This is a genomic window from Isoptericola halotolerans (assembly GCF_045689585.1).
GTDB lineage: Bacteria > Actinomycetota > Actinomycetes > Actinomycetales > Cellulomonadaceae > Isoptericola > Isoptericola halotolerans_B.
Genome location: NZ_CP140108.1, coordinates 2,513,034 through 2,539,149 on the forward strand (window position 1 = coordinate 2,513,034; position 26,116 = coordinate 2,539,149).

Annotated in this window: 15 protein-coding genes and 3 rRNA genes; 15 read left to right on the top strand and 3 right to left on the bottom strand. The window is 68.3% G+C overall.

Annotation, left to right across the window (positions count from 1 at the left end; translation table 11 throughout):
- Positions 1–145 precede the first annotated feature (145 nt).
- From UQW22_RS11630 to UQW22_RS11640, 3 genes are all read left to right on the top strand, one after another.
- Positions 146–6,040, top strand: a complete 5,895-nt coding sequence (locus UQW22_RS11630) for a ThuA domain-containing protein (RefSeq protein WP_407317137.1) — start codon at positions 146–148, stop codon at positions 6,038–6,040.
- Between the two features lie 215 nt (positions 6,041–6,255).
- The gene (locus UQW22_RS11635) at positions 6,256–6,870 is read left to right on the top strand and encodes a hypothetical protein (RefSeq protein ID WP_407317138.1); all 615 of its coding nucleotides are present in this window, start codon (positions 6,256–6,258) and stop codon (positions 6,868–6,870) included.
- A 48-nt stretch (positions 6,871–6,918) separates the two neighbouring features.
- Positions 6,919–7,917, top strand: a complete 999-nt coding sequence (locus UQW22_RS11640; protein ID WP_407317139.1) for a sugar phosphate isomerase/epimerase family protein — start codon at positions 6,919–6,921, stop codon at positions 7,915–7,917.
- Between the two features lie 4 nt (positions 7,918–7,921).
- On the opposite strand, the gene UQW22_RS11645 is transcribed toward UQW22_RS11640, so the two are convergent.
- Complete coding sequence (locus tag UQW22_RS11645; protein ID WP_407317140.1) at positions 7,922–8,497, bottom strand: GNAT family N-acetyltransferase; 576 nt, start codon at positions 8,495–8,497, stop codon at positions 7,922–7,924.
- A 605-nt stretch (positions 8,498–9,102) separates the two neighbouring features.
- On the opposite strand from UQW22_RS11645, the gene UQW22_RS11650 reads away from it, so the two are divergent.
- From UQW22_RS11650 to UQW22_RS11680, 7 genes are all read left to right on the top strand, one after another.
- Positions 9,103–10,629: ribosomal RNA gene (locus UQW22_RS11650) — 16S ribosomal RNA — on the top strand.
- 475 nt (positions 10,630–11,104) lie between these two features.
- Positions 11,105–14,216 (top strand): 23S ribosomal RNA (locus tag UQW22_RS11655).
- Positions 14,217–14,329: 113 nt separating this feature from the next.
- Positions 14,330–14,446, top strand: a 5S ribosomal RNA gene (gene rrf / locus UQW22_RS11660).
- The 16S, 23S and 5S rRNA genes sit together here, the layout of an rRNA operon.
- A 157-nt stretch (positions 14,447–14,603) precedes the next feature.
- Positions 14,604–14,900: an Asp-tRNA(Asn)/Glu-tRNA(Gln) amidotransferase subunit GatC gene (gene gatC / locus UQW22_RS11665; RefSeq protein ID WP_407317141.1), complete on the top strand. Its 297-nt coding sequence runs from the start codon at positions 14,604–14,606 to the stop codon at positions 14,898–14,900.
- Between the two features lies 1 nt (position 14,901).
- A complete protein-coding gene (gatA, locus tag UQW22_RS11670; RefSeq protein ID WP_407317142.1) occupies positions 14,902–16,407 on the top strand; it encodes an Asp-tRNA(Asn)/Glu-tRNA(Gln) amidotransferase subunit GatA in 1,506 nt (501 codons plus the stop codon).
- 16 nt (positions 16,408–16,423) lie between these two features.
- On the top strand, positions 16,424–17,926 hold the full coding sequence (gene gatB / locus UQW22_RS11675; protein WP_407317143.1) for an Asp-tRNA(Asn)/Glu-tRNA(Gln) amidotransferase subunit GatB: 1,503 nt from the start codon (positions 16,424–16,426) through the stop codon (positions 17,924–17,926).
- 23 nt (positions 17,927–17,949) lie between these two features.
- Positions 17,950–18,504 (top strand): GNAT family N-acetyltransferase, encoded by a 555-nt coding sequence (locus UQW22_RS11680; protein ID WP_407320803.1) that lies wholly within the window; start codon positions 17,950–17,952, stop codon positions 18,502–18,504.
- A 31-nt stretch (positions 18,505–18,535) separates the two neighbouring features.
- Here UQW22_RS11680 and UQW22_RS11685 read toward each other — a convergent pair whose 3' ends face one another.
- Positions 18,536–19,912, bottom strand: a complete 1,377-nt coding sequence (locus UQW22_RS11685) for a cryptochrome/photolyase family protein (protein ID WP_407317144.1) — start codon at positions 19,910–19,912, stop codon at positions 18,536–18,538.
- A 185-nt stretch (positions 19,913–20,097) separates the two neighbouring features.
- On the opposite strand from UQW22_RS11685, the gene UQW22_RS11690 reads away from it, so the two are divergent.
- A complete protein-coding gene (locus UQW22_RS11690) occupies positions 20,098–20,361 on the top strand; it encodes a hypothetical protein (RefSeq protein ID WP_407317145.1) in 264 nt (87 codons plus the stop codon).
- Positions 20,362–20,382: 21 nt separating this feature from the next.
- Here UQW22_RS11690 and UQW22_RS11695 read toward each other — a convergent pair whose 3' ends face one another.
- A complete protein-coding gene (locus UQW22_RS11695; RefSeq protein ID WP_407317146.1) occupies positions 20,383–20,970 on the bottom strand; it encodes a DoxX family protein in 588 nt (195 codons plus the stop codon).
- A 202-nt stretch (positions 20,971–21,172) separates the two neighbouring features.
- On the opposite strand from UQW22_RS11695, the gene ilvD (UQW22_RS11700) reads away from it, so the two are divergent.
- The 4 genes from ilvD (UQW22_RS11700) to UQW22_RS11715 all read left to right on the top strand — a co-directional run bounded on the left by ilvD (UQW22_RS11700) (position 21,173) and on the right by UQW22_RS11715 (position 26,116).
- Positions 21,173–23,035: a dihydroxy-acid dehydratase gene (ilvD, locus tag UQW22_RS11700; protein WP_407317147.1), complete on the top strand. Its 1,863-nt coding sequence runs from the start codon at positions 21,173–21,175 to the stop codon at positions 23,033–23,035.
- A gap of 2 nt (positions 23,036–23,037) precedes the next feature.
- A complete protein-coding gene (locus UQW22_RS11705; protein ID WP_407317148.1) occupies positions 23,038–23,538 on the top strand; it encodes a GNAT family N-acetyltransferase in 501 nt (166 codons plus the stop codon).
- 87 nt (positions 23,539–23,625) lie between these two features.
- Complete coding sequence (gene ilvD / locus UQW22_RS11710) at positions 23,626–25,347, top strand: dihydroxy-acid dehydratase (protein WP_407317149.1); 1,722 nt, start codon at positions 23,626–23,628, stop codon at positions 25,345–25,347.
- Between the two features lie 88 nt (positions 25,348–25,435).
- Positions 25,436–26,116: a VOC family protein gene (locus UQW22_RS11715; protein ID WP_407317150.1), complete on the top strand. Its 681-nt coding sequence runs from the start codon at positions 25,436–25,438 to the stop codon at positions 26,114–26,116.

The following is a 26,116-nucleotide window of genomic DNA, read 5'->3' on the forward strand; positions in this document are numbered from 1 at the left end:
CGTCCGGACCGACACGAGGAAGCCGAGGAAGGAGGTCCCTCCCAGCGGACCAGCACGAGCCGGTTCCACCACGTCCGGGCCGACGTGAGCGGGCACCGCGGAGCGCGCACCATCAGCAGCACCCACCCAGACAAAGGAGTTCCTGGTGAGAACAGTGCTCAGCTCACGATCACGTCGCGTCCGTCGCGGCGTGGCGGCGGCTGTCGCGACCACCGTCGCTCTGCCTCTGTCGTTGACCGGCATCTTCAGTGCCGCAGCGGCCGAGGACGAGCCCGGACCGGTCGAGGTAGCGCCCGCCGCCGAGGCGATCGACGAGTTCGACGTCCTCGTCTTCTCCAAGACGGCGGGCTTCCGCCACGGGTCGATCCCGACCGGCGTCGCTGCCATCGAGCAGCTCGGACAGGACAACGGCTTCACCGTCACCGCGACGGAGGACGCCGGTGCGTTCACCGAGGAGAACCTCGAGCAGTACGAGGCCGTGGTCTTCCTGTCGACCACGGGTGACGTCCTGGACGACACCCAGCAGGCCGTCTTCGAGGGATACATCGAGGACGGCGGCGGCTACGCCGGCATCCACGCGGCGTCCGACACCGAGTACGACTGGCCGTGGTACGGCGAGCTCGTGGGCGCCTACTTCGCCGGGCACCCGGCCCAGCAGGACGCCACCATCAAGGTGGAGGACCACGCGCACCCGTCGACCGAACACCTGCCGGAGCGTTGGGACCGGTTCGACGAGTGGTACAACTTCCGCTCGGACCCCCGCGACGAGGTCCACGTGCTCGCGTCCCTCGACGAGAGCACCTACAACGCTGGCGGGACGGCGATGGGTGCCGAGCACCCGATCGCCTGGTGCCACAACTTTGAAGGTGGCCGGTCCTGGTACACCGGCGGTGGTCACACCGACGCCTCGTTCTCCGAGCCGGACTTCCTCGAGCACCTGCTCGGCGGCATCCGCACGGCGGCCGGCGTGGTCGACAACGACTGCAACGCCAGCCAGACCGAGAGCTACGAGCAGGTCACGCTCGACGACGAGACGCAGAACCCGATGGTGCTCGACGTGGCACCGAACGGTGACGTGTTCTACGCCGAGCGCGACGGTCGTGTGCAGGTCATCGGTGCCGAGTCGGGCATCACGACGACGGCGCTGGAACTCAGCGTCACGCAGGGCAACGAGGACGGTCTGCTCGGCCTCGTGCTCGATCCCGACTTCGAGTCCAACGGGTGGGTCTACGTCTACTGGTCGCCGACCGACGTCGACGAGGACGGGCCGCACAACCGGATCTCCCGGTTCACCTACGACCCGGACACCGGGAGCATCGACCCGGGGTCGCAGGTCAAGGTGCTCGTCGTGGAGACCCAGCGGGACACCTGCTGCCACGCCGGTGGTGACATGGTGTTCGACGACGCCGGGAACCTGATCCTGGCCACGGGTGACAACACCAACCCGTTCCAGTCGAACGGCTACACGCCGATCGACGAGCGGGAGGGTCGCGAGAACTTCGACGCCCAGGGCACCTCGGGGAACACGAACGACCTGCGCGGCAAGATCGTGCGGATCACGCCGCAGGAGGACGGGACCTACACGGTTCCCGAAGGTAACTTGTTCGAACCCGGGACGGACCTGACCCGCCCGGAGATCTACGCGATGGGCTTCCGCAACCCGTTCCGTATCGACCTGGACGCCGAGAACGGCAACATCCTGGTCGGCGACTACGGACCGGACAACCGCAACGCCAACCCGGACCGCGGTCCGGCCGGCACGGTCGAGTGGAACGTCGTGGCCGAGCCGGGCAACTACGGCTGGCCGTACTGCACGGGTGACCTGGACGCGTACGTCGACTACGACTTCGCGACCGGTCAGTCGGGTGAGCCCTTCGACTGTGCTGCCCCGGTGAACGACTCGCCGAACAACACCGGTCTGACGGAGCTGCCGCCGATCATCGGCGCGGAGATCCCGTATGACAAGGACGGTTCGGAGGTCTCGCCGGAGATCGGTGGGGGCGGTGCGCCCATGGGTGGACCGACCTACTCCTACGACCCGGACCTGGACTCGGACTACAAGTGGCCCGAGTACTGGGACGGCAAGGCGTTCTTCGGTGAGTGGAACCAGGGCAACATGTACTCCATCCAGCTCGCGGGCGAGACCCGCGAGGACGTGGTGGACGTCAACCGCATCCTGCCGGGCATCTTCGACTCCTCGGCCGGGTTCAACCGTCCGATGGACTTCGAGTTCGGTCCCGACGGCGTGCTGTACATGGTCGACTGGGGCGCCGGGTTCGGTGGCAACAACGACACCTCCGGCATCTTCAAGGTCAACTACGTCCAGGGTGACCCGGCGCCGATCGCCCGGGCCGAGGCCGACGTGACGAGCGGTGCCGCACCGCTGACGGTGCAGTTCTCCTCGGAGGGTTCGCGTCACCCCGGTGGCGAGCCGATCACTCGGCAGTGGACGTTCGGCGACGGTTCCGCGCCCAGCACGGAAGCGGACCCGACGCACACCTACACCGAAAACGGTTCGTACACCGCGCAGCTGACGGTGACGGCAGCCAACGAGAAGACCAGCACCGCGAACGTGACGGTCGTCGTGGGCAACGAAGCGCCCACGGTGTCGATCACGTTCCCGGAGAACGGCGGCTTCTTCGAGTTCGGTGACCAGGTGGCCTACGAGGTCGAGGTCACGGACCCCGACGGCGAGGTCGACTGCTCCGAGGTCAACCTCTACACCTCGCTCGGGCACGACACCCACGCCCACCCCTTCGAGGAGCTCACCGGCTGCTCGGGGATGCTCCAGACGGCGCGCGACGAGGGTCACGGGATCTCCGAGAACATCTTCTGGGTGATCGAGGCCTCGTACACCGACGACGGCGGCGACGCCGGAGTTCCGCTGGGCGGCAACGACCTGCAGGTCCTGCAGCCCAAGGCGCTCCAGGCGGAGTTCTTCACCTCGACGGGCCGTCTTGACGGTTCGACGTCGTCGGGATCGGCCGGTGTGCAGACCGAGGAGACCGAGGACGAGGCCGGTGGCGGCCTCAACGTCGGTTGGACCGAGGCCGACGACTGGTGGGCCTTCGAGCCGGTGAGCCTGAACAACGTCGAAGCGATCGCTCTGCGTGCCTCGACGCCGGCCAGCTCGTCGCGCGTGTCCGTGCGCTGGGATGCTCCGGACGGTCCAGAGATCGCTCTGATCACCGTGCCGGGTACCGGCGGGTGGCAGAACTGGATCACGACCGACCCGGTCGAGCTCGTGGACCCGCCGTCGGGTTCCGGGACGTTGTACTTCGTGTCGCTCGACGGTCGTGTGAACGTCAACTGGGCCGAGTTCGACGGACGTGGTGTCACGGACAACGTCCGCCCCGACGTCACGCTCGAGGCCGACCCGGTGGCCGGGGACGCTCCGCTGACGGTCACCGCTACCGCCACGGCGACAGACCCCGATGGTGACTCCGAGACGCTCACCTACGCCTGGGACGCAGGCCTCGGCGACGGGTTCGTCGAGGGGACGTCCTCGTTCGAGCACACGTACACCGAGCCCGGTACGTACCGGGTCCAGGTGCGTGTGACGGACGCGGGCGGCGCCTATGCGACCGAGTACGTCGAGGTCGAGGTCTCTGAGGTCGTCGTGCCGCCGGCCCAGTGCTTCTCGGGCCGGTCGGACGACTTCCTCGGCGACGAGCTCGACGAGGACCGCTGGACGACCGTGGTGCGCCGCGACCAGAACCTCGCGGTGTCCGACGGGAACCTGGTGATCCCGGCGACGAAGACCGACATCTACGGTGGTTCCGCCGACGACGTGTCGAACATCGTGCTGCAGGACCTGCCCGAGGGTGACTTCACGGTCACCACGAAGGTGGACCTGGCGGCTCGGGTCAACTACCAGCAGGCTGGTCTCGTCCTGTACGCGGACGACGCCAACTACGTGAAGATGGCGGTTCAGGGCCGGGGCAGCAGCCCCGATGCCGACTCCCGCATCTTCCAGCTGGCCACCGAGGTCGACGGCGACCCGTCGGAGATCAACACGGGCATCGGTGCCGACTTCGGTGACACCGTGTACCTGCGGTTGACCCGTACCGGGGAGTCGCTCGTCGGGTCGTACTCGGCGGACGGCGTCACCTTCACCGACATGCCGGAGAGCACGACGACGGCGGACATCGTCGACCCGAAGATCGGGCTGACCGCGTTCGCCAACGTCAACTCACCGGCCGACGTCATCGACGCCCGGTTCGACTGGTTCTCGGTCACCCCCGACGACACCGCGGTGGCGCCGGGACCGGACGACGAGTTCGAGGGCGACCAGCTCGACGGCTGCCGCTGGGCCGTGGTCCGCGAGGACCCGACCGGGTACCGCGTGGGTGACGGTTCGCTCGAGATCGACACGACCGCTACGGACATCTACGGAGCGGACAACACCGGGACGCCGAACATCGTCGTCCAGGACCAGCCGGACGGTGACTGGACGGTCGAGACCAAGGTCGACGTCTCCGACCTCGACCAGCGCTGGCAGCAGGCGGGTCTCATCGCCTACGTCGACGACGACAACTACGTCAAGTTCGACTACCTGGCGAAGAACCAGCCTGGTGCGACGACGGCCGCCAACCTGGAGGTGCGCTCCGAGGAGAACGCCTCCGCCGGTGGCCCGACGGTCTCCGACGTGACCGGTGACGTCTGGCACCTGCGACTGGCCAAGGCGGGCACGACGTTCTCCGCGTCGTACTCCACCGACGGCGAGACGTGGGAGGAGTTCCCGGAGAGTGTCACCAACGAGTCCCTCGGTGACGCGAAGGTCGGTCTGTTCACCCTCGGTGGTGTGCAGCAGTCCTCGTCGACGGCGGCGTTCGACTACTTCCACGTGGTCGGCGACGACGTCGAGCCGCTGGAGGTCACGGGGTCGCTCGACCCCGCGGCCCCCGACGGTGAGGACGGCACGTACACCGGTCCGGTGACGGTCTCGATCGAGACCACCGGCGGCCCTGAGGACGTGCTCGTGTACCGCGAGTACAACCTCGACGGCGAGGGCTGGGCGGAGTACACCGCTCCGGTCGAGATCTCCGAACCGGGGGAGCACACCGTCCAGGTGCGCGCCTCGGCCGGTGACGACAACGTCACCGGGGAGGAGCTCACGTTCACCATCGCCGAGCCGGCCGAGCTGGAGGCGACTCCGGCCGTGACCGTGAACCAGTCGAGCTGCACCGTCGTCGACGGGGAGTTCGACCAGGTGAACGGTTCGGTGGTCGGCGCGGAGATGGACGGCGTGGCCCGCTACGTCGTCAAGGACGCCGACGACTCCAGCCGGTACGTGCGTGCGGGGGACATGTCGCCCGGCGAGTACCTGGTGCGCGCCTGGCCGGCCGAGGGCTACACCCTCGTACCCGGTGACGGCTGGGAGGAGATCTTCAAGGGGCGCCTGGAGACCTCCGTCACGATCGACGAGTTCGACTGCCCGACGGCGACCCCCGTGGTCTCCGTGACGCAGCCGACCTGCGAGGTCGACGCCGACGGCGAGAACGTCCGCACCGGTGGTTCGCTCACCGGTGAGGCCGTCGAGGGCGTCAAGGGCTACGTGGTGCACAACTGGGTGGACGGTGACCTGAACGACGGCAAGCCGTCCGACCTGGGCGACCTTGCTCCGGGCCAGTACCACGTGATCGCCACACCCGACGCCGACCACCTCCTCGAGGTGGACGGTGAGTGGGCGATGAGCCCGTCGGGCAAGGCGACGCTCGTGGTCACGATCGACGGTTACGGCTGCGACCGTGTCCCGGCGGTCGACCTGGTCCAGCCCACGTGCTCCGACGGCGGCGCGACGACGGGTTCGCTGAGCCCGGTCGACGTGACCGGCGTGAAGGGTTACGTGGTGCACAACTGGGTCGACGGGCATGCGCAGGGCAAGCCCTCCGACCTGGCGGAGCTCGAGCCTGGTCAGTATCGCGTGATCGCGAGCCCCGAGCCGAAGACCGAGCTCGAGGTCGAGGGTGAGTGGGAGCTGAGCCCGTCGGGCAAGGCCAAGGTCATCCTCACCGTCGAGGAGGTGGCCTGCGGCTGACATGACTGCGGGGAGCCGTGCACGTCACGGCTCCCCGCACCGTCGCCGCCCGGGTGCCGGGAACGCCTCACGGTCTCCCGGCCCGGGGACGATCGTGAGGTCGGTACCGCGGGCGGCGACACCGCCGACCTGGTGTCGGCAAGCCCTCGGTGCAGGTCGGTGCGCTCCGCACCTGCGCCGAGGGCCCTATCGATGACGATGAAGGAGCAGGACTGATGACGACGCAACGTGGCGTGCTGGTCGATGGCCGGACGGTCGCAAGAGCGGTGCTCGTGGCGATTCTCGCTGCGTTCGCGCTGGCCGGGGTCTCGACGGCGATGCCTGCCGTGGCTCACGGCGGAGACCTGAAGGTCGACCTCGGCACGGACGGCGCCGGCGGGATCGACGCCTCCGTGACCTGGGCCGGTGACGGACACCCGGTCGAGGAGACCGTAGACCTGACGGTGACGGCCGTCTCCGACGACGGTGAAGAGGTGGGGCCGATCCAGCTCCAGTCGGCCTCCGAGGGCGTGGGTTGGTACCGCTCCGAGCCGGGAGTTCTGAGTGAGGGCCACTGGACGATCACGGCGACGGCGACCGAGCCCGCCGAGTACGAGGGGGAGACCGAGATCGACGTCGCTGCTCCGCCGTCGCCCCCTGCCCCCGAGCCGTCTGCCGAGCCGAGCGTTGAGGAGGTCGCCGCGGACGGTACCTCCGGAGACCAGGCGGCAGCAGCGGGTCCCGACGCGGGCGACGGGCTGTCCACCTGGGCGATCGCCGGTCTGGCGGTCCTGGTGGCCGCCGGCGGCCTCACCGCAGTCCTCCTGCATCGTCGGCGCCGTGCGCGCTGAGGCGGGATTCCGCGACCGACCGTGGAGACATCAACGAGAGGAACGACCATGACACGACCGATCAGCCTGTTCACCGGCCAGTGGGCGGACATGCCGCTGGAGGAGCTGGCCGAGCTGGCTTCCGGGTGGGGCTACGACGGCCTGGAGCTGTGCTGCTGGGGTGACCACCTGGACGTGACCCGGTGGGACGACGCCGAGTACGTCCAGGGGCGCCTCGACCTCATGGCCCGCCACGGGCTGCGGATCGTCGCCATCTCGAACCATCTGACCGGACAGGCCGTCTGCGACGACCCGATCGACCGGCGGCACGAGGAGATCCTTTCACCCGAGGTCTGGGGCGACGGCGACCCGGAGGGCGTCCGGCAGCGTGCGGCCGAGGCACTGAAGGACACGGCGCGCATGGCGGCCAGGCTCGGCGTGAAGACCGTCGTCGGCTTCACCGGCTCGTCGATCTGGAAGACCGTGGCGATGTTCCCGCCCGTGCCGGCCGACATGGTCGAGGCGGGCTACCAGGACTTCGCAGACCGCTGGAACCCGATCCTCGACGTGTTCGAGGAGGTCGGGGTCCGCTTCGCCCTCGAGGTGCACCCGAGCGAGATCGCCTACGACTACTGGACGGCGAAGCGGACGCTCGAGGCGATCGGCCACCGGGAGTCGTTCGGCCTCAACTGGGACCCGAGCCACATGGTCTGGCAGGACCTGGACCCGGTGGCGTTCCTCTGGGACTTCGCCGACCGGATCTACCACGTCCACTGCAAGGACACGAAGAAGCGCCTCAACGGCCGCAACGGCCGGCTCTCGTCGCACCTGGCCTGGGCGGACCCGCGGCGCGGCTGGGACTTCATCTCGACGGGTCACGGAGACGTGCCGTGGGAGGACGCGTTCCGGATGCTCAACGCGATCGGCTACGACGGTCCGCTGTCCGTGGAGTGGGAGGACGCGGGGATGGATCGCCTCGTCGGCGCGGCCGAGGCGGTGGGCTTCGTGCGCAAGCACGCGTTCGACGCCCCGGACGCCGCGTTCGACGCGGCCTTCTCCTCGCGCTGAGCGCTCAGGCACCGGGGTGCAGCATGACCACGTCGTCGTGCTGCACCCCGCCGACGTCGTAGGTGCGGCGACCGACGACGTCGAAACCGTGCCGCCGGTAGAAGGCCTGGGCGCGCTGGTTCTCACCGTTGGTCCCGAGCCAGAACGGCCGGCCGGGGGCGAGACGGTGGGCTTCTGCGGTGGCGACGTCGAGCAGGCGGCCGGCCGTGCCGACGCCGAGATGGCCGGGGTGGACGTAGATCTTCGACAGCTCGACGGAGGGGCCGGACCCTGCGACCGACCGGAGGACGGCCGACTCCTCGTCCCCGGCCGGTTCGCCTCGTGCCAGGAGCGCGTAGCCGGCGACGGCTCCGGTGCCCTCCGTGGGACCCGTGGTCTCCGCGACGAGCAGCACGTGCTCGCTCGAGGCGGCCCAGGCGGCGAAGCGGGCCGGCGTCAGATGGGTGGCGATGTGGGCCGCCATCGTGGTGACGGGCGTCCCCGCGGGACAGGCGAGCGGGAACGTGAGGGCGGCGAGCCAGGCGGTCTCGGCCGCCTCGTGGACCCGGGCGGGGCGGACGACGACGGAAGGTGCGGTCACGCCTCCGAACGTAGCGTGTCCGCGGAGCAGGTCCAGGCCTGCTCCGCGGCGTGCTCCGGGGACCGGTCCGGGCCGGTCGGCGAGCCCGGGCCGGGGCCTTCACGGACGGTGGCGAGGGGTGCGGTCGCCTGACCTGCGGGGATGCTGACCTGGCGACTGTGCCCCGGGTCACGGTTCGCGGAGTTGGCGTCGCGCCGCTGGCCGTGTAATGTTCTCGAGGTCAGCCCGACAGGGAACGGACACCGCGAGGTGGCCGCCGGGGCTGAAACTCCACCGGAAGGGCGAGAGTGCTTCGTGCGCCTCGGCATCGGGTGCGGGGATCTTGTCGTGGTCGTCCCACTGATCGGGTCGCTGAGGCGGTTTGGACAGAGCGGGACGATCGGGTAAGGTTGAAGGGTTGCCCCGGACGGGGTCGGAACGGAAAGTTCTGGTCTTGGATGGTGTGCGTCGGTTGTTTGAGAACTCAACAGTGTGCTTGATAGTCAATGCCAAATTTTGAACCTTTTTGGTTCCTTTGGACTGGATTGAACAGCTAGTCTGTTTGGTCTGGCCAGTATCGATAGGCGACTGGTGGCCCCTTGGGGGTCGTTGGTTGTTTTCTCTCTTTTACGGAGAGTTTGATCCTGGCTCAGGACGAACGCTGGCGGCGTGCTTAACACATGCAAGTCGAACGGTGAAGCCCAGCTTGCTGGGTGGATCAGTGGCGAACGGGTGAGTAACACGTGAGCAACCTGCCCTCCACTTCGGGATAAGCCTTGGAAACGGGGTCTAATACCGGATATGAGCATCTGCCGCATGGTGGGTGTTGGAAAGTTTTTCGGTGGGGGATGGGCTCGCGGCCTATCAGCTTGTTGGTGGGGTGATGGCCTACCAAGGCGTCGACGGGTAGCCGGCCTGAGAGGGCGACCGGCCACACTGGGACTGAGACACGGCCCAGACTCCTACGGGAGGCAGCAGTGGGGAATATTGCACAATGGGCGAAAGCCTGATGCAGCGACGCCGCGTGAGGGATGACGGCCTTCGGGTTGTAAACCTCTTTCAGCAGGGAAGAAGGCCTTCGGGTGGACGGTACCTGCAGAAGAAGCGCCGGCTAACTACGTGCCAGCAGCCGCGGTAATACGTAGGGCGCAAGCGTTGTCCGGAATTATTGGGCGTAAAGAGCTCGTAGGCGGTCTGTCGCGTCTGGTGTGAAAACCCGAGGCTCAACCTCGGGCTTGCATCGGGTACGGGCAGACTAGAGTGCGGTAGGGGAGACTGGAATTCCTGGTGTAGCGGTGGAATGCGCAGATATCAGGAGGAACACCGATGGCGAAGGCAGGTCTCTGGGCCGCAACTGACGCTGAGGAGCGAAAGCATGGGGAGCGAACAGGATTAGATACCCTGGTAGTCCATGCCGTAAACGTTGGGCACTAGGTGTGGGGCTCATTCCACGAGTTCCGTGCCGCAGCTAACGCATTAAGTGCCCCGCCTGGGGAGTACGGCCGCAAGGCTAAAACTCAAAGGAATTGACGGGGGCCCGCACAAGCGGCGGAGCATGCGGATTAATTCGATGCAACGCGAAGAACCTTACCAAGGCTTGACATGCACCGGACGCTGCCAGAGATGGTGGTTCCGCAAGGTCGGTGCACAGGTGGTGCATGGTTGTCGTCAGCTCGTGTCGTGAGATGTTGGGTTAAGTCCCGCAACGAGCGCAACCCTCGTCCCATGTTGCCAGCGGGTTATGCCGGGGACTCATGGGAGACTGCCGGGGTCAACTCGGAGGAAGGCGGGGATGACGTCAAATCATCATGCCCCTTATGTCTTGGGCTTCACGCATGCTACAATGGCCGGTACAGAGGGCTGCGATACCGTAAGGTGGAGCGAATCCCAAAAAGCCGGTCTCAGTTCGGATTGGGGTCTGCAACTCGACCCCATGAAGTCGGAGTCGCTAGTAATCGCAGATCAGCAACGCTGCGGTGAATACGTTCCCGGGCCTTGTACACACCGCCCGTCAAGTCACGAAAGTTGGTAACACCCGAAGCTCATGGCCCAACCGGTTCGTCCGGGGGGAGTGGTCGAAGGTGGGACTGGCGATTGGGACTAAGTCGTAACAAGGTAGCCGTACCGGAAGGTGCGGCTGGATCACCTCCTTTCTAAGGAGCACATACTGCTCGCGTGGTGGGGTCTTGCCCTGCTGGTGGGTGGTCATGCACAGCCATCGTAGGCGCCGAACGTGTGTCTGGTGGTTGCTCTGGGTGGAACATTGACTGTTTGCGGTGCGCTGGGTGCGTGCCGGCTGCTAGTACGTCTGCTGCTTCGGTGGTGGGTGGGAACGTGGTCGGTGGTGTCTGGTTCGTCGTGTGAGCACACTGTTGGGTCCTGAGGCAACCGGCCTGCGTGGTCGGGTGACCTTTGATGGATACGGGTCGTCGGTCGGGTCTTCATACCGCTTCGCGCGTCGTGCCGGGTCGCTGCTCCTTCGGGGGTGGTGGTGGGGCAGGTGTGTGGGGGTCGGGTGGGCCTGGTGGCTGGCGGGACCGTCCGTTGCTTGAGAACTGCACAGTGGACGCGAGCATCCCAGATGTTCAAGTATTATTCTTGGATTTCTGTAGCATATTTGTAGTGTGTGTCGAAGTTTAGAAGGGCACATGGTGGATGCCTTGGCACTAGGAGCCGAAGAAGGACGTTGTAGCCTGCGTTAAGCCTCGGGGAGCTGGCAAACGAGCTGTGATCCGAGGGTGTCCGAATGGGGGAACCCAGCCGCAGTCATGTGCGGTTACCTGTACCTGAATTCATAGGGTGCAGGGGGGAACGTCGGGAAGTGAAACATCTCAGTACCGGCAGGAAGAGATATTCCGTGAGTAGTGGCGAGCGAAAGCGGATGAGGCCAAACCGTATGCGTGTCAAGCTGTCAGGCGTTGCGTGTGCGGGGTTGTGGGACCTTTCTCAGATCACTGACATGGTCTGGACCAGTAAGAAAGTCGTGTCATAGTCGAACCGCATTGAAAGGCGGACCGTAGAGGGTGTGAGTCCCGTAGACGAAATGGTGCGGCCTGGTGAAGGGGATCCCAAGTAGCACGGGGCCCGTGAAATCTCGTGTGAATCTGGCAAGACCACTTGCTAAGCCTAAATACTACCTAGTGACCGATAGCGGACAAGTACCGTGAGGGAAAGGTGAAAAGTACCCCGGGAGGGGAGTGAAATAGTACCTGAAACCGTGTGCCTACAATCCGTCGGAGCCTCCTTAGCAGGGGTGACGGCGTGCCTTTTGAAGAATGAGCCTGCGAGTTAGTGCTCGGTGGCGAGGTTAACCCGTGTGGGGAAGCCGTAGCGAAAGCGAGTCCGAACAGGGCGATTGAGTCGCCGGGTCTAGACCCGAAGCGAAGTGATCTAGCCATGGGCAGGTTGAAGCGCCGGTAAGACGGCGTGGAGGACCGAACCCACTTAGGTTGAAAACTGAGGGGATGACCTGTGGTTAGGGGTGAAAGGCCAATCAAACTTCGTGATAGCTGGTTCTCCCCGAAATGCATTTAGGTGCAGCGTCACGCGTTCCTTGCCGGAGGTAGAGCTACTGGATGGCCGATGGGCCTCACCAGGTTACTGACGTCAACCAAACTCCGAATGCCGGTAAGCCAGAGCGTGGCAGTGAGACTGCGGGGGATAAGCTTCGTAGTCGAGAGGGAAACAGCCCAGACCACCGGCTAAGGCCCCTAAGCGTGTGCTCAGTGGGAAAGGATGTGGAGTTGCACAGACAACCAGGAGGTTGGCTTAGAAGCAGCCACCCTTGAAAGAGTGCGTAATAGCTCACTGGTCAAGTGATTCCGCGCCGACAATGTAGCGGGGCTCAAGTACACCGCCGAAGCCGTGGCACTCACACTTTACCCAGCATCCCTTTCGGGGGTTGTTCAGGTGTGTGGGTGGGTAGGGGAGCGTCGTGTGGGCAGTGAAGTCGCAGGGTGACCTAGCGGTGGAGACCACACGAGTGAGAATGCAGGCATGAGTAGCGAAAGACGGGTGAGAAACCCGTCCGCCGAATGACCAAGGGTTCCAGGGCCAGGTTAATCCGCCCTGGGTAAGTCGGGACCTAAGGCGAGGCCGACAGGCGTAGTCGATGGACAAGGAGTTGATATTCTCCTACCGGCGAAGAACCGCCCATACCGAATCCGGTGATGCTGACCACCCCCGAGTACCACCGTCACCTTCGGGTGACACCGGTACAACGGCGTGGGACCCAATCCGGTAGTAGGTAAGCGTGTTAACAGGGGTGACGCAGGAAGGTAGCCCGGCGTGGCGATGGTAGACCACGTCCAAGGTCGTAGCCGGCTTCGTAGGCAAATCCGCGAAGCATATACGGTGAGAACTGACGGTGACCGCACAAGCGGGAATCGGGTGATCCTCAGCTGCCAAGAAAAGCCTCGACGCGAGGTTCTAGCCGCCCGTACCCCAAACCGACTCAGGTGGTCAGGTAGAGAATACCAAGGCGATCGAGATAATCGTGGTTAAGGAACTCGGCAAAATGCCCCCGTAACTTCGGGAGAAGGGGGGCCCGATCCGTGAACACCCTAGCGGTGGGAAGCGGTGAGGGCCGCAGAGACCAGGGAGAAGCGACTGTTTACTAAAAACACAGGTCCGTGCGAAGTCGCAAGACGATGTATACGGACTGACGCCTGCCCGGTGCTGGAAGGTTAAGAGGACGAGTCAGCGTAAGCGAAGCTCAGAATTTAAGCCCCAGTAAACGGCGGTGGTAACTATAACCATCCTAAGGTAGCGAAATTCCTTGTCGGGTAAGTTCCGACCTGCACGAATGGCGTAACGACTTCTCCGCTGTCTCAACCACGAACTCGGCGAAATTGCACTACGAGTAAAGATGCTCGTTACGCGCAGCAGGACGGAAAGACCCCGGGACCTTTACTATAGCTTGGTATTGGTGTTCGGTGCGGTTTGTGTAGGATAGGTGGGAGACTATGAAGCCCGCGCGCCAGCGCGAGTGGAGTCGCCGTTGAAATACCACTCTGACCGCATCGACCATCTAACCTCGGTCCGTGATCCGGATCAGGGACAGTGCCTGGTGGGTAGTTTAACTGGGGCGGTTGCCTCCCAAAATGTAACGGAGGCGCTCAAAGGTTCCCTCAGCCTGGTTGGCAATCAGGTGTCGAGTGCAAGTGCACAAGGGAGCTTGACTGTGAGACCGACAGGTCAAGCAGGGACGAAAGTCGGAACTAGTGATCCGGCGGTGGCTTGTGGAAGCGCCGTCGCTCAACGGATAAAAGGTACCCCGGGGATAACAGGCTGATCTTCCCCAAGAGTCCATATCGACGGGATGGTTTGGCACCTCGATGTCGGCTCGTCGCATCCTGGGGCTGGAGTAGGTCCCAAGGGTTGGGCTGTTCGCCCATTAAAGCGGCACGCGAGCTGGGTTTAGAACGTCGTGAGACAGTTCGGTCCCTATCCGCTGCGCGCGCAGGAAACTTGAGAAGGGCTGTCCCTAGTACGAGAGGACCGGGACGGACGAACCTCTGGTATGCCAGTTGTTCCGCCAGGAGCACCGCTGGTTCGCTACGTTCGGAAGGGATAACCGCTGAAAGCATCTAAGCGGGAAGCCTGCTTCAAGATGAGGTTTCCATCCCCCTCGTGGGGTGAAGGCACCCAGCTAGACCACTGGGTAGATAGGCCGGAAGTGGAAGACAGGACCAACGACTGTCGCAGCTGACCGGTACTAATAAGCCAACAACTTCAACACCAACACTTCTGCTATGCACGCGTCCACTGTGCGGTTCCCGAGAAACGGGCACCACCCCCCACCCACCTTGACCAGGTGGGAACACACGGGGAACCCGAACAACTCGATAACGTTACGGCGGTCACAGCGAAGGGGAAACGCCCGGTCCCATACCGAACCCGGAAGCTCAGCCCTTCAGCGCCGATGGTACTGCCCTGGAGACGGGGTGGGAGAGTAGGACGCCGCCGGACACCCTTTGACGAGGACCCCGCACCTTCTGGTGCGGGGTCCTTTGTCGTCGCCGGGAACGTGCCCGCTGCCGGCTGTGCCGACGACCGTCCGTCTGTTCACACGGACGTGACCACGCGGTGCCCTGGCGGGGCCCGAGGGACCACTAGACTGGCGGCCATGTCCACCATCTCCCGTGACGAGGTCGCGCGCGTCGCAGCACTGGCGCGGATCGAGCTGCGCTCCGACGAGCTGGACCGGCTCGCCGGCGAGCTCGACGTGATCGTCGAGTCCATCGCCAAGGTGAGCGCGGTCGCGACCCCTGAGGTCCCCGCCACGAGCCATCCGCTCCCGATGTCGAACGTCTTCCGCGCGGACGAGCCCGTCCCGTCGCTGCCGGTCGAGGACGTCCTGGCCGCCGCGCCGGACGCCGAGGACGGCCGGTTCGCCGTCCCGCAGATCCTGGGGGAGGAGTGACATGACGGACCTGACCAGACTGTCGGCGGCCGAGCTCGCCGAGAGGCTCCGTGCGCGCGAGGTGACGAGCACCGAGGTCACCCAGGCGTACCTGGACCGGATCGCCGTCGTCGAGCCCGCCGTCCACGCCTACCTCCACGTGTCCGCGGAGGAGGCTCTGGCCACCGCGCGCGACGTGGACGCCCGGCGCGCGGACGGCGAGGACCTGCATCCCCTGGCCGGTGTGCCGATCGCCGTCAAGGACGTGGTGGTCACCCAGGGCATGCCCTCCACCGCCGGCTCGAAGATCCTCGAGGGCTGGATCCCGCCGTACGACGCGACGCTCGTCGAGCGGATCCGTGCCGCGCGGATGCCCATCCTCGGCAAGACGAACATGGACGAGTTCGCCATGGGATCGTCGACGGAGCACTCGGCATACGGCAACACGCACAACCCGTGGGACCTGGACCGCATCCCGGGCGGCTCCGGGGGTGGCTCCGCCGCAGCGGTCGCGTCCTTCGCCGCCCCGCTCGCGATCGGCACGGACACCGGTGGGTCCATCCGCCAGCCGGGTGCCGTCACGGGCACCGTCGGCGTCAAGCCGACCTACGGGGGAGTCTCCCGCTACGGGCTCATCGCGCTCGCGTCGAGCCTCGACCAGGCCGGTCCGGTGACCAGGACGGTCCTGGACTCCGCGCTGCTGCACGAGCTCATCGGCGGGCACGACCCTCGTGACTCGACGTCGATCCCCGAGCCCCTGCCCGACGTCGTGGGTGCCGCTCGGCAGGGAGCGCTCGGTGACCTGAGCGGCGTCCGGGTCGGTGTCGTCGAGCAGCTGCAGGGCGACGGCTACCAGCCCGGTGTCCAGGCGCGGTTCGAGGAGTCGCTGGCGCTGCTGGAGGAGGCCGGCGCGGAGATCGTCCAGGTCTCCTGCCCGCACTTCGAGTACGCGCTGGCCGCCTACTACCTCATCCTGCCGGCCGAGGCGTCGAGCAACCTCGCCAAGTTCGACGGCATGCGCTTCGGCCTGCGTGTCGAGCCGGAGGAAGGCCCCGTCACCGCCGAGCGCGTCATGGCCGCCACCCGCGGCGCCGGGTTCGGCGACGAGGTCAAGCGCCGCATCATCCTGGGCACCTACGCCCTCAGCGCCGGCTACTACGACGCGTACTACGGCAGCGCGCAGAAGGTGCGCACGCTCATCCAGCGCGACTTCGAGGCCGCCTTCGAGCAGGCCGACGTCCTGGTGTCCCCGACGGCGCCGACGACGGCGTTCAAGCTCGGCGAGAAGCTGGACGACCCGCTGGCGATGTACCTGAACGACGTCGCCACGATCCCGGCGAACCTGGCCGGTGTACCGGGTATCTCGGTGCCGAACGGCCTGTCCGACGACAACCTGCCGGTCGGGTTCCAGGTGCTCGCCCCGGCGAAGGCCGACGACCGTCTCTACCGCGTCGGCGCCGCCCTCGAGGCCGCGCTCGAGACCCGCTGGGGCGGCCCGCTGCTCGACCGCGCCCCCGAGCTCGGCTGACGGACCCACGAAGGAGATGACTGTGACCCAGATGGTCGACTACGCCGACGCGGTCCGCCGGTACGACCCGGTGCTCGGCATCGAGGTGCACGTCGAGCTCGGTACCCGCACGAAGATGTTCTGCCCGGCCGAGGCCTCGTTCGGCGCGGAACCCAACACCCAGACGACGCCGGTGAGCCTCGGTCTGCCCGGCGCGCTGCCGGTGGTCAACGGCACAGCGGTGGAGTACGCGATCCGCATCGGTCTGGCGCTCAACTGCCAGATCGCGGAGTCGTGCCGCTTCGCCCGGAAGAACTACTTCTACCCGGACGTGCCGAAGAACTTCCAGACCTCTCAGTACGACGAGCCGATCGCGTTCGACGGCTGGCTCGACGTCGAGCTCGAGGACGGCACGATCCACAGGGTCGAGATCGAGCGGGCGCACATGGAGGAGGACGCGGGCAAGAACACCCACGTCGGCGGCTCCACCGGTCGCATCCACGGCGCGGAGTACTCGCTCGTGGACTACAACCGGGCCGGGATCCCGCTCGTGGAGATCGTCACCCGGCCGATCACCGGCGTGGGCGACCGCGCACCCGAGGTCGCCCGCGCCTACGTCCAGGCGCTGCGCGACATCTTCCGTGTCCTCGACGTGTCCGAGGCCAAGATGGAGCGCGGCAACGTCCGTGCCGACGTCAACGTGTCGTTGCGCCCCACCCCGCAGGACGAGCTGGGCACGCGCACCGAGACGAAGAACGTCAACTCCTTCCGGTCGGTCGAACGCGTCGTCCGGCACGAGATCTCCCGCCAGGCGGGCGCCCTCGACGCCGGCGAGACCATCGTCCAGGAGACCCGCCACTGGCACGAGGACACGGGCACCACCACGTCCGGCCGGGTGAAATCCGACGCCGAGGACTACCGCTACTTCCCGGAGCCCGACCTGGTGCCGGTCGAGCCGTCGCGCGAGTGGGTCGAGGAGATCCGCGCGACCCTGCCCGAGCTGCCGCAGGCGCGCCGTCGTCGGCTGCAGACCGAGTGGGGGTTCGCCGACGCCGAGATGCGTGACGTGGTCAACGCCGGGGCGATCGAGCTCATCGAGGCGACGGTGGCCGCCGGGTCCAGCCCGGCGGCGGCCCGCAAGTGGTGGATGGGCGAGCTGGCCCGTCGCGCCAAGGAGGCGGACCTCGACCTGGCCGAGCTGTCGATCACCCCCGCGCAGATCGGCGAGCTGCAGCGCCTCGTGGACAAGGGGCGGATCAACGACAAGATCGCCCGCCAGGTCCTCGACGGCGTGCTCGCCGGTGAGGGCGAGCCCGAGGCGGTCGTCGTGGCGCGCGGGCTGGAGATCGTCTCGGACGACGGCGCGTTGCTGGCCGCCATCGACGAGGCGCTCGCCGCGCAGCCCGATGTCGTGGAGAAGGTCCGCGGTGGCAACCAGGGACCGGTCGGCGCCATCATCGGCGCCGTCATGAAGGCCACGAAGGGGCAGGCCGACGCCAAGCGCGTGCGCGAGCTCGTGCTGGAGAGGATCGGCGCGTGAGGGGCCCCCTCCTCGCCGGGGAGATGATGCGTCTGCGTCCGATCGAGGCGCGGGACGCGGACCGGCTCTGGGAGTCCTTGCACGACCCGGAGGGCATGCGCCTGACGGGCACGACCGCGACCTTCTCGCGGGAGCAGGTCGACGAGTGGGCCGCCACGGTCTCCGAGCGCGACGGCCGCTACGACTGGGCGATCACCCCGGGCGCCGTGCGGGACGGCGAGCTGGTCAGCGACGAGCTGATCGGCGAGATCGTCCTCAACGACCTGGACACGGCCGCCCGCAGCGCGAACCTGCGCCTGCAGATGCTGCCGGACTACCGGGGCCGGGGGTACGGACGGGAGGCCATCGAGGAGGTGCTGCGGTTCGCCTTCGACGGTGTGCCGGGCGACAACGGTCCCCACCTGCATCGCGTGAGCCTCGACGTGCTCAGCATCAACCCGCGGGCCAAGGCGTTGTACGCCTCGCTCGGCTTCGTCGAGGAGGGGCGCCTGCGAGAGGTCTACCGGGACGGCGCCACGTGGGCGGACGCGATCGTGATGAGCGTCCTCGAGGACGAGTTCCGCGACCACCAGCGCTGACGTCCCACCATCAGGTCACGGCGCGCCACCTTCAGCGTGGTGCCCGCTGGAAGTCGTCGAGGGCGACGCGCCGCTCGACGGCGTGGTCGACGAGCGGCGCGGGGTAGCCGGCCGGGGGCTGGTCGAGCCGCCAGGGCTCCTGCACGCGGGCGACCGGGACGTCGCGGAGCTCGGGGACCCACCGGCGGACGTACTCGCCGTCCGGGTCGAACTTCGTGCCCTGCGTGACCGGGTTGAAGATGCGGAAGTACGGGGCCGCGTCGTACCCGGTGCCGGCCACCCACTGCCAGTTCAGCTGGTTCTGTGACACGTCGCCGTCGACCAGGTGCTCCATGAAGTGCGCGGCACCTCGTTGCCAGCGCACGTGCAGGTCCTTGACGAGGAAGGACGCGACGACCATGCGCACCCGGTTGTGCATCCATCCCGTGGCCAGGAGCTGGCGCATGCCCGCGTCCACGATCGGGTAGCCGGTGCGACCGGCCGTCCACGCGGCGAGGCGCTCGTCCTCCTGCGCGCCCCGCGCCCACGACTCCTCCGGCACGACGGTGCGCAACGAACGGGTGCGGGACGCCGGCTGGTGGTGCAGGACGTCCGCGTGGAACTCTCGCCACGCCAGCTCGGAACGGAACGAGGCGACGTCGTCGGCGGGTGCGCCGTCGGACGCCGCGGTGGCGAGGTCGGCGAGCAGGGTGCGCGGGTGGACCTCGCCCCAACGCAGGTGGACGGACATCGCCGAGGTGCCGGCCAGGTCCGGCCGGTCGCGCCGCTCGTCGTAGCCGGCGAGCCCGTCGTCGAGGAAGGCGTGCCACCGGCGCCGCGCGGCCGCCTCGCCGGCCCGGGGCAGCCGCGCCTCGGTGGCCGGCGGGGCGGGCAGGTCGTCGGCGGGCAGCGACGCCCACGGGATCGACCGTGGGCGCGCCGCGGGCGCCCGCCACCCGTGCTCCAGCCAGGCCCGCCGGAACGGGGTGAAGACCCGGTACGGCGTGCCGCCGCCGGTGCGGAGCCGACCGGGGGAGACGGCGTAGGCAGAACCGGTCACGACGAGCCGCCCGCCGTCCTCCGCGAGCGCCTCGGCAACCGCGTCGTCACGTCGCCGCCCGTACGGCTCGTGGCTGGCGGCGACGTGGACCTCCCGGGCGCCGGCCTCGCGGGCGATCTCGGGCACGACGGCGCGCGGGTCGCCGTGCCGGACGACGAGTGCGCCGTCGCAGGTCTCGTCGAGCGCGCGCAACGCGTCGAGGAGGTAGGCGAGCCGGTTGCGGCCGGCCCGCGACCACAGGGCGTCGTCGAGGACGTAGAGCCCGACGACGTCGCTGCCGTCCTGGCGGGCCGTCTCGACGGCGGCCAGCAGGGCGGGGTTGTCGGCGAGGCGCAGGTCGCGGCGGAACCACAGCACGGTCGAGGGCACCGGTCCACCGTAGTCCGGCACCCGGGCCGCGGCTCGTCGTCGGCCGGGCCGGCCGCCCGGTCGCAGGTCCGGTGCTCCGGCGCCAGAGTCTGCCCATGAGCGCGTCGTCGCGGCCGCCGGCGGGCGGTCCCGCTCATCGCGTCGGTGTACGGCAGCTCGGTCTACCTGCTGTCCATCGTCGGCGGGTGGCTGGCGGACCGGGTCGTCGGTGCGCGCCGCTCGGCACGGGACTCCTCAAGCCCAACGTGTCCGCGACGGTGGGCGAGCTGTACGACCGCGACGACCCGCGACGCGAGTCGGGGTTCTCGCTGTTCTACATGGGGACCAACCTCGGCTCGCTCGTCGCGCCGCTCGTGGTGGTGGGGCTGGTCCGGGCGGTCGCGCCGTGGGTGGTGCGGCACGTCCGGGCCGCCGACGAGGCGGAGGGGGTCCGGACCGCCGGTGCGTGACAGCCGCCTCCGGCGGAGCGCTCAGCGCAGCCAGCTGCTCGCCCCGGGCACCGGTGAGGCTGCCCAGGCGGGGCCGAGCCCCCACGTGTCGCCCGCACGGGTCAGGGCCAGCGTCACCAGCAGGACGATGTACACGACGTGCTCGTCGACGAGCGGGTTGTACGACCCGGCGGCGAACGGCCACGTCGACAGCCACAGGGAAAGCATGAGCAGGCCACCGGCGGCCACTGCGGGCCGCATCCCGACGCCCAGGAGCAGGGCGAACCCGGTGCCCAGCATGCCGAGCATGAACAGGATGTCGGTCACGGGACCGGACAGCGTCGCGAACGTCCCGGACAGCGGAGCGGCGACGTGCTCCAGGTAGCCCGCCGTCGGCGACGTCCCGGTGGTCAACCAGGCCGCCTCGGGCGGGGTGGCGTAACCCAGGCCGAACGCCTTGTCGGCCACCAGCCACAGGAACACGACGGAGAGCAGGAGGCGGCAGGAGGCGAGCGCACGGCGGGCCGCGGCGCCGGACGCCGACGTCCCGGCGTCGGCGGGGCTGGTCGGTGCGGAGGTCGTGGCCGTCATCGTCTCGTCCTCGTTCGTCTCGGTGGTGGGCACCTGCATCCTCAGCACCTCGGGGAAGCGGTGGCCAGCGTCCGGTGCAAGGTGGAGCGTTTATGCGCACGGATCTGTCCACCTGGTGGACCCGATGAGGGGCATCCCGTATGCCCACGTCGCGGGACGGGTGTGCCGCTCCGACGAGCGACGGCGTACGCTGCGCGAGCGTGCCGCTCGCGGCATGCGCGCCCCGTCTTGAAGGAGTGACATGAGCCGCCCCCTGCGTTCTCGCACGTCCACCCACGGCCGCAACATGTCCGGCGCCCGCGCCCTATGGCGCGCGACCGGCATGGGGTCCGAGGACTTCGGGAAGCCGATCGTCGCGATCGCGAACTCGTACACGCAGTTCGTCCCGGGGCACGTCCACCTCAAGGACATGGGCGACCTGGTGGCCGGCGCGATCCAGGAGGCCGGCGGGGTCGCCAAGGAGTTCAACACGATCGCCGTGGACGACGGCATCGCGATGGGCCACGGCGGCATGCTCTACTCGCTGCCGAGCCGGGACCTCATCGCGGACTCGGTCGAGTACATGGTCAACGCGCACTGCGCGGACGCGCTGGTGTGCATCTCGAACTGCGACAAGATCACCCCGGGGATGCTCAACGCGGCGCTGCGGCTCAACATCCCGGTCGTCTTCGTCTCCGGAGGGCCGATGGAGGCCGGCAAGGCGATCGTGGCCGACGGCGTCGCCAAGACCAGCCTCAACCTCATCAACGCGATCAACTACTCGGCGGACGACAACGTCTCGGACGAGACGCTGGCGAAGGTCGAGGAGGCGGCGTGCCCCACGTGCGGCTCCTGCTCGGGCATGTTCACCGCCAACTCCATGAACTGCCTCACCGAGGCGCTCGGGCTGTCGCTGCCCGGCAACGGGTCCACGCTGGCCACCCACGCCGCCCGCAAGGAGCTGTTCCTCGAGGCCGGGCGGACCATCGTCGACCTGGCGAAGCGGTACTACGACGACGAGGACGACTCCGCGGCGCCGCGCGGCATCGCGACCAAGGCGGCGTTCCACAACGCGATGGCGCTCGACGTCGCCATGGGCGGCTCGACCAACACCGTCCTGCACGTGCTGGCCGCCGCGCAGGAGGGCGAGATCGACTTCACGCTCACCGACATCGAGGACATCAGCCGTCGCGTGCCGTGCCTCAGCAAGGTGGCCCCCAACCACCCGGACTACCACATGGAGGACGTCCACCGGGCCGGTGGCATCCCCGCGCTCCTGGGCGAGCTGCGCCGCGCCGACCTTCTCGAGACCGACGTGACCAGCGTGCACACCCCGACCCTCGAGGGCTGGCTGGACGACTGGGACATCCGGTCCGGCAAAGCCACGCCCACGGCGCTGGGGCTCTTTCACGCAGCCCCGGGCGGGGTGCGCACCACGCAGGCGTTCTCCACCCGGAACCGCTGGGAGTCCTTGGACACCGACGCGGCCGAGGGCTGCATCCGCGACCTCGAGCACGCGTACACCGTCGAGGGCGGCCTCGCGGTGCTGCGCGGCAACCTCGCCGAGGACGGCGCCGTGTTCAAGACGGCCGGGGTGGACCCGGACGTCTTCCACTTCGTCGGCAAGGCCCTCGTGTGCGAGTCGCAGGAGGACGCCGTGGAGAAGATCCTCACCAAGCAGGTCGAGCCCGGGCACGTCGTCGTGGTGCGCTACGAGGGCCCCGCGGGCGGTCCGGGCATGCAGGAGATGCTGTACCCCACCTCGTTCATCAAGGGCCGGGGGCTCGGCAAGGTCTGCGCCCTCATCACCGACGGCCGGTTCTCCGGCGGGTCGAGCGGCATCTCGATCGGCCACGTCTCCCCGGAGGCGGCGGCCGGTGGGCTCATCGGTCTGGTCGAGGACGGCGACGAGATCGAGATCGACGTCGACTCGCGCGCCATCAGGCTCAACGTCCCCGACGCCGTGCTCGCCGAGCGCCGAGCCAAGATGGAGGCCTCGGAGAACCCGTGGCAGCCGGTCGACCGGGACCGCTACGTCTCGCCCGCCCTGCAGGCCTACGCCGCGATGGCGACGTCGGCCGACCGCGGCGCCGTGCGGGACGTCTCCCTGGTCACGCGCCGCTGACCGTGCGGGTCGTCGACCTCTGTGCGGACGACGCCGACATCGTCCAGCGGCTCTTCGCCGACGACGGCGGGTACTGCCGGCGCGTCGCCGGCCGGCAGCCCGAGGCGTCCGACGCGCTGGTCGTGCTCACCGAGCGTCCGCCGGGGGTCCCGGCGACGGCGAAGCACGTCCTCGGGCTGTCCGACGGCGCCGACCTGGTCGCGCTCGCCGACGTGATCCGCGGCTGGCCGACCGTGGAGCACGCGCACGTCGGGCTGCTCCAGACGGCGGCGACGCGGCACCGGCGAGGGGTCGGCCGCGCGCTGCACCGTGCGGTGGAGGAGCGGGTGGCGACATGGCCGGAGGTCACGACGCTCCGGCTCGCCGTCGTCGACAGGAACCGCGAGGTCGCGGAACCGTTCTGGCGCGCGATGGGCTACGGTCCGACGGGCGAGACGAGACCCTTCGCGTCCGGGACCGTCCGGTCCGTGGCGCGGATCTGGACGCGGCCGGTCCTGTCCTGACGCGCCGGGTCGGTCGGCCGGGGCAAGAACAAGGGGTGTCGGCAGGTCCGCACGGCCGAGGGCCGTCGTCGGGCCTAGCCTGGGCGCATGAGTGCCGACGCTGCTGCCGCCCGGACCACACCCGACATCAAGCCCCGTTCCCGCCAGGTCACCGACGGTCTGGAGGCGACCGCCGCGCGCGGCATGCTCCGCGCCGTCGGGCTCGGTGACGACGACTTCGCCAAGCCGCAGATCGGGGTGGCGAGCTCCTGGAACGAGATCACCCCGTGCAACCTGTCGCTCGACCGCCTGGCGGGCGCGGTGAAGAACGGAGTGCACGCGGGCGGGGGCTTCCCGCTGGAGTTCGGCACCATCTCCGTCTCGGACGGCATCTCGATGGGGCACGAGGGGATGCACTTCTCGCTCGTGAGCCGCGACGTCATCGCCGACTCCGTCGAGACGGTCATGCAGGCCGAGCGTCTCGACGGATCGGTGCTGCTCGCCGGCTGCGACAAGTCGCTGCCCGGGATGCTCATGGCCGCCGCTCGCCTCGACCTGGCCAGCGTGTTCCTCTATGCGGGCTCCATCATGCCGGGCTGGGTGAAGCTCTCGGACGGCATGGAGAAGGACGTCACGATCATCGACGCCTTCGAGGCGGTCGGCGCGTGCTCGCGCGGGCTCATGAGCCGCGAGGACGTGGACCGCATCGAACGGGCGATCTGCCCCGGCGAGGGTGCGTGCGGCGGGATGTACACCGCCAACACGATGGCTTCCGCCGCCGAGGCCATGGGCATGTCCCTGCCAGGGTCCGCCGCCCCGCCGTCGGCCGACCGGCGTCGCGACACGTTCGCCCACGCCTCCGGAGAGGCGGTCGTGGAGATGCTGCGCCGCGGGATCACCGCCCGCGACATCATGACGAAGGAGGCGTTCGAGAACGCGATCGCCGTCGTCATGGCGTTCGGCGGCTCGACCAACGCCGTGCTGCACCTGCTGGCCATCGCCCACGAGGCCGAGGTCGACCTCACGCTCGAGGACTTCGACCGGGTCGCGAGCCGGGTGCCGCACCTGGGCGACCTCAAGCCGTTCGGGCGCTACGTGATGAACGACGTCGACCGCATCGGCGGCGTGCCGGTCATCATGAAGGCGCTGCTCGACGCCGGGCTGCTGCACGGCGACTGCCTGACGGTCACGGGCCGCACCGTGCGCGAGAACCTGGCCGAGATCGACCCGCCGGACCCGGACGGCAAGATCCTGCGGGCGCTCGCGGAGCCGATCCACCCGACCGGCGGGATCACCATCCTGCACGGCTCGCTCGCCCCGGACGGCGCCGTCGTCAAGAGCGCGGGCTTCGACTCGGACGTCTTCGAGGGCACGGCGCGCGTGTTCGAGCGCGAGCGCGGCGCGCTCGACGCGCTCGAGGACGGCACGATCCAGGCCGGGGACGTCGTCGTCATCCGCTACGAGGGTCCGAAGGGCGGGCCGGGCATGCGCGAGATGCTCGCGATCACCGGCGCGATCAAGGGCGCCGGGCTCGGCAAGGACGTCCTGCTCATCACCGACGGCCGGTTCTCCGGCGGGACCACCGGGCTGTGCGTCGGGCACATCGCCCCCGAAGCCGTCGACGGCGGCCCGATCGCGTTCGTGCACGACGGCGACCGGATCCGTCTCGACGTGGCGGCCAAGACCCTCGACGTCCTCGTGGGCGACGAGGAGCTCGCGGCCCGTCGCGCCTCGGGCTGGCAGCCCGTGCCGCACGGCTACACCCGGGGCGTGCTGGCCAAGTACACGAAGCTGGTGCAGTCCGCCTCGCGCGGTGCGGTGCTCGGCTGAGGTGGCGGCACGCCGGGACCGGCACCCCGGTGACCGGTTCGGCGGGCGTCGGACGCCGGCCCTAGCGTGGGACGCGGAGGTGTGACCCATGAGCGATCGAATCAGCGCCGCCGACTTCCAGGCGGCCGACGGCACCGACGACTGGCGGGTGACGGCCGACGAGCGGGCGACCGCGGTCTTCCGAACGGGCAGCTTCACCACGGGGGTGCAGCTCGTCGAGGCGATCGGCGAGCTGGCCGAGGCCGCGAACCACCACCCGGACGTCGACCTGCGCTACGGCACGGTGACCGTGCGGCTGACGTCGCACGACGTCGGAGGGCTCAGCGAGCGGGACGAGGCGCTCGCGGTGCAGGTCTCACAGGCGGCCCGGGAGCTCGACGTCACGGCGGACCCGGCGGCGCCGACCGGGATCACCGTCGGCATCGACGTGCTCGACGGCCGGGCCGTGCAGCCCTTCTGGCGGGCCGTGCTCGGCTACCAGGAGACGACCGGCGGCGACGCCGACGACGCCGCACCGGCTCTCGTCGACCCGTCCGGCGCGCTGCCCACGGTGTGGTTCCAGCAGATGGACGCACCCCGCGAGCAGCGCAACCGGATCCATCTCGACGTCTACGTCGGCCCCGGCGTCGCCGAGCAGCGGGTCGCCGACGCCGTGGCCGCAGGCGGACGGATCGTCACCGACGAGTTCGCGCCCGCCTGGTGGGTACTGGCGGACGCCGAGGGCAACGAGGCCTGCGTCTGCACCTGGCAGGAGGCTGCTGAGCGCTGA

Excerpts from the sequence above, each read along its gene's own strand:
- UQW22_RS11635 (WP_407317138.1), top strand. The coding sequence starts at position 6,256 with ATGACGACGCAACGTGGCGTGCTGGTCGATGGCCGGACGGTCGCAAGA.
- UQW22_RS11640 (WP_407317139.1), top strand. The coding sequence starts at position 6,919 with ATGACACGACCGATCAGCCTGTTCACCGGCCAGTGGGCGGACATGCCG.
- gatC (WP_407317141.1), top strand. The coding sequence starts at position 14,604 with ATGTCCACCATCTCCCGTGACGAGGTCGCGCGCGTCGCAGCACTGGCG.
- gatA (WP_407317142.1), top strand. The coding sequence starts at position 14,902 with ATGACGGACCTGACCAGACTGTCGGCGGCCGAGCTCGCCGAGAGGCTC.
- gatB (WP_407317143.1), top strand. The coding sequence starts at position 16,424 with ATGACTGTGACCCAGATGGTCGACTACGCCGACGCGGTCCGCCGGTAC.
- UQW22_RS11680 (WP_407320803.1), top strand. The coding sequence starts at position 17,950 with ATGATGCGTCTGCGTCCGATCGAGGCGCGGGACGCGGACCGGCTCTGG.
- UQW22_RS11695 (WP_407317146.1), bottom strand. The coding sequence starts at position 20,970 with ATGCAGGTGCCCACCACCGAGACGAACGAGGACGAGACGATGACGGCC.
- ilvD (WP_407317147.1), top strand. The coding sequence starts at position 21,173 with ATGAGCCGCCCCCTGCGTTCTCGCACGTCCACCCACGGCCGCAACATG.
- ilvD (WP_407317149.1), top strand. The coding sequence starts at position 23,626 with ATGAGTGCCGACGCTGCTGCCGCCCGGACCACACCCGACATCAAGCCC.
- UQW22_RS11715 (WP_407317150.1), top strand. The coding sequence starts at position 25,436 with ATGAGCGATCGAATCAGCGCCGCCGACTTCCAGGCGGCCGACGGCACC.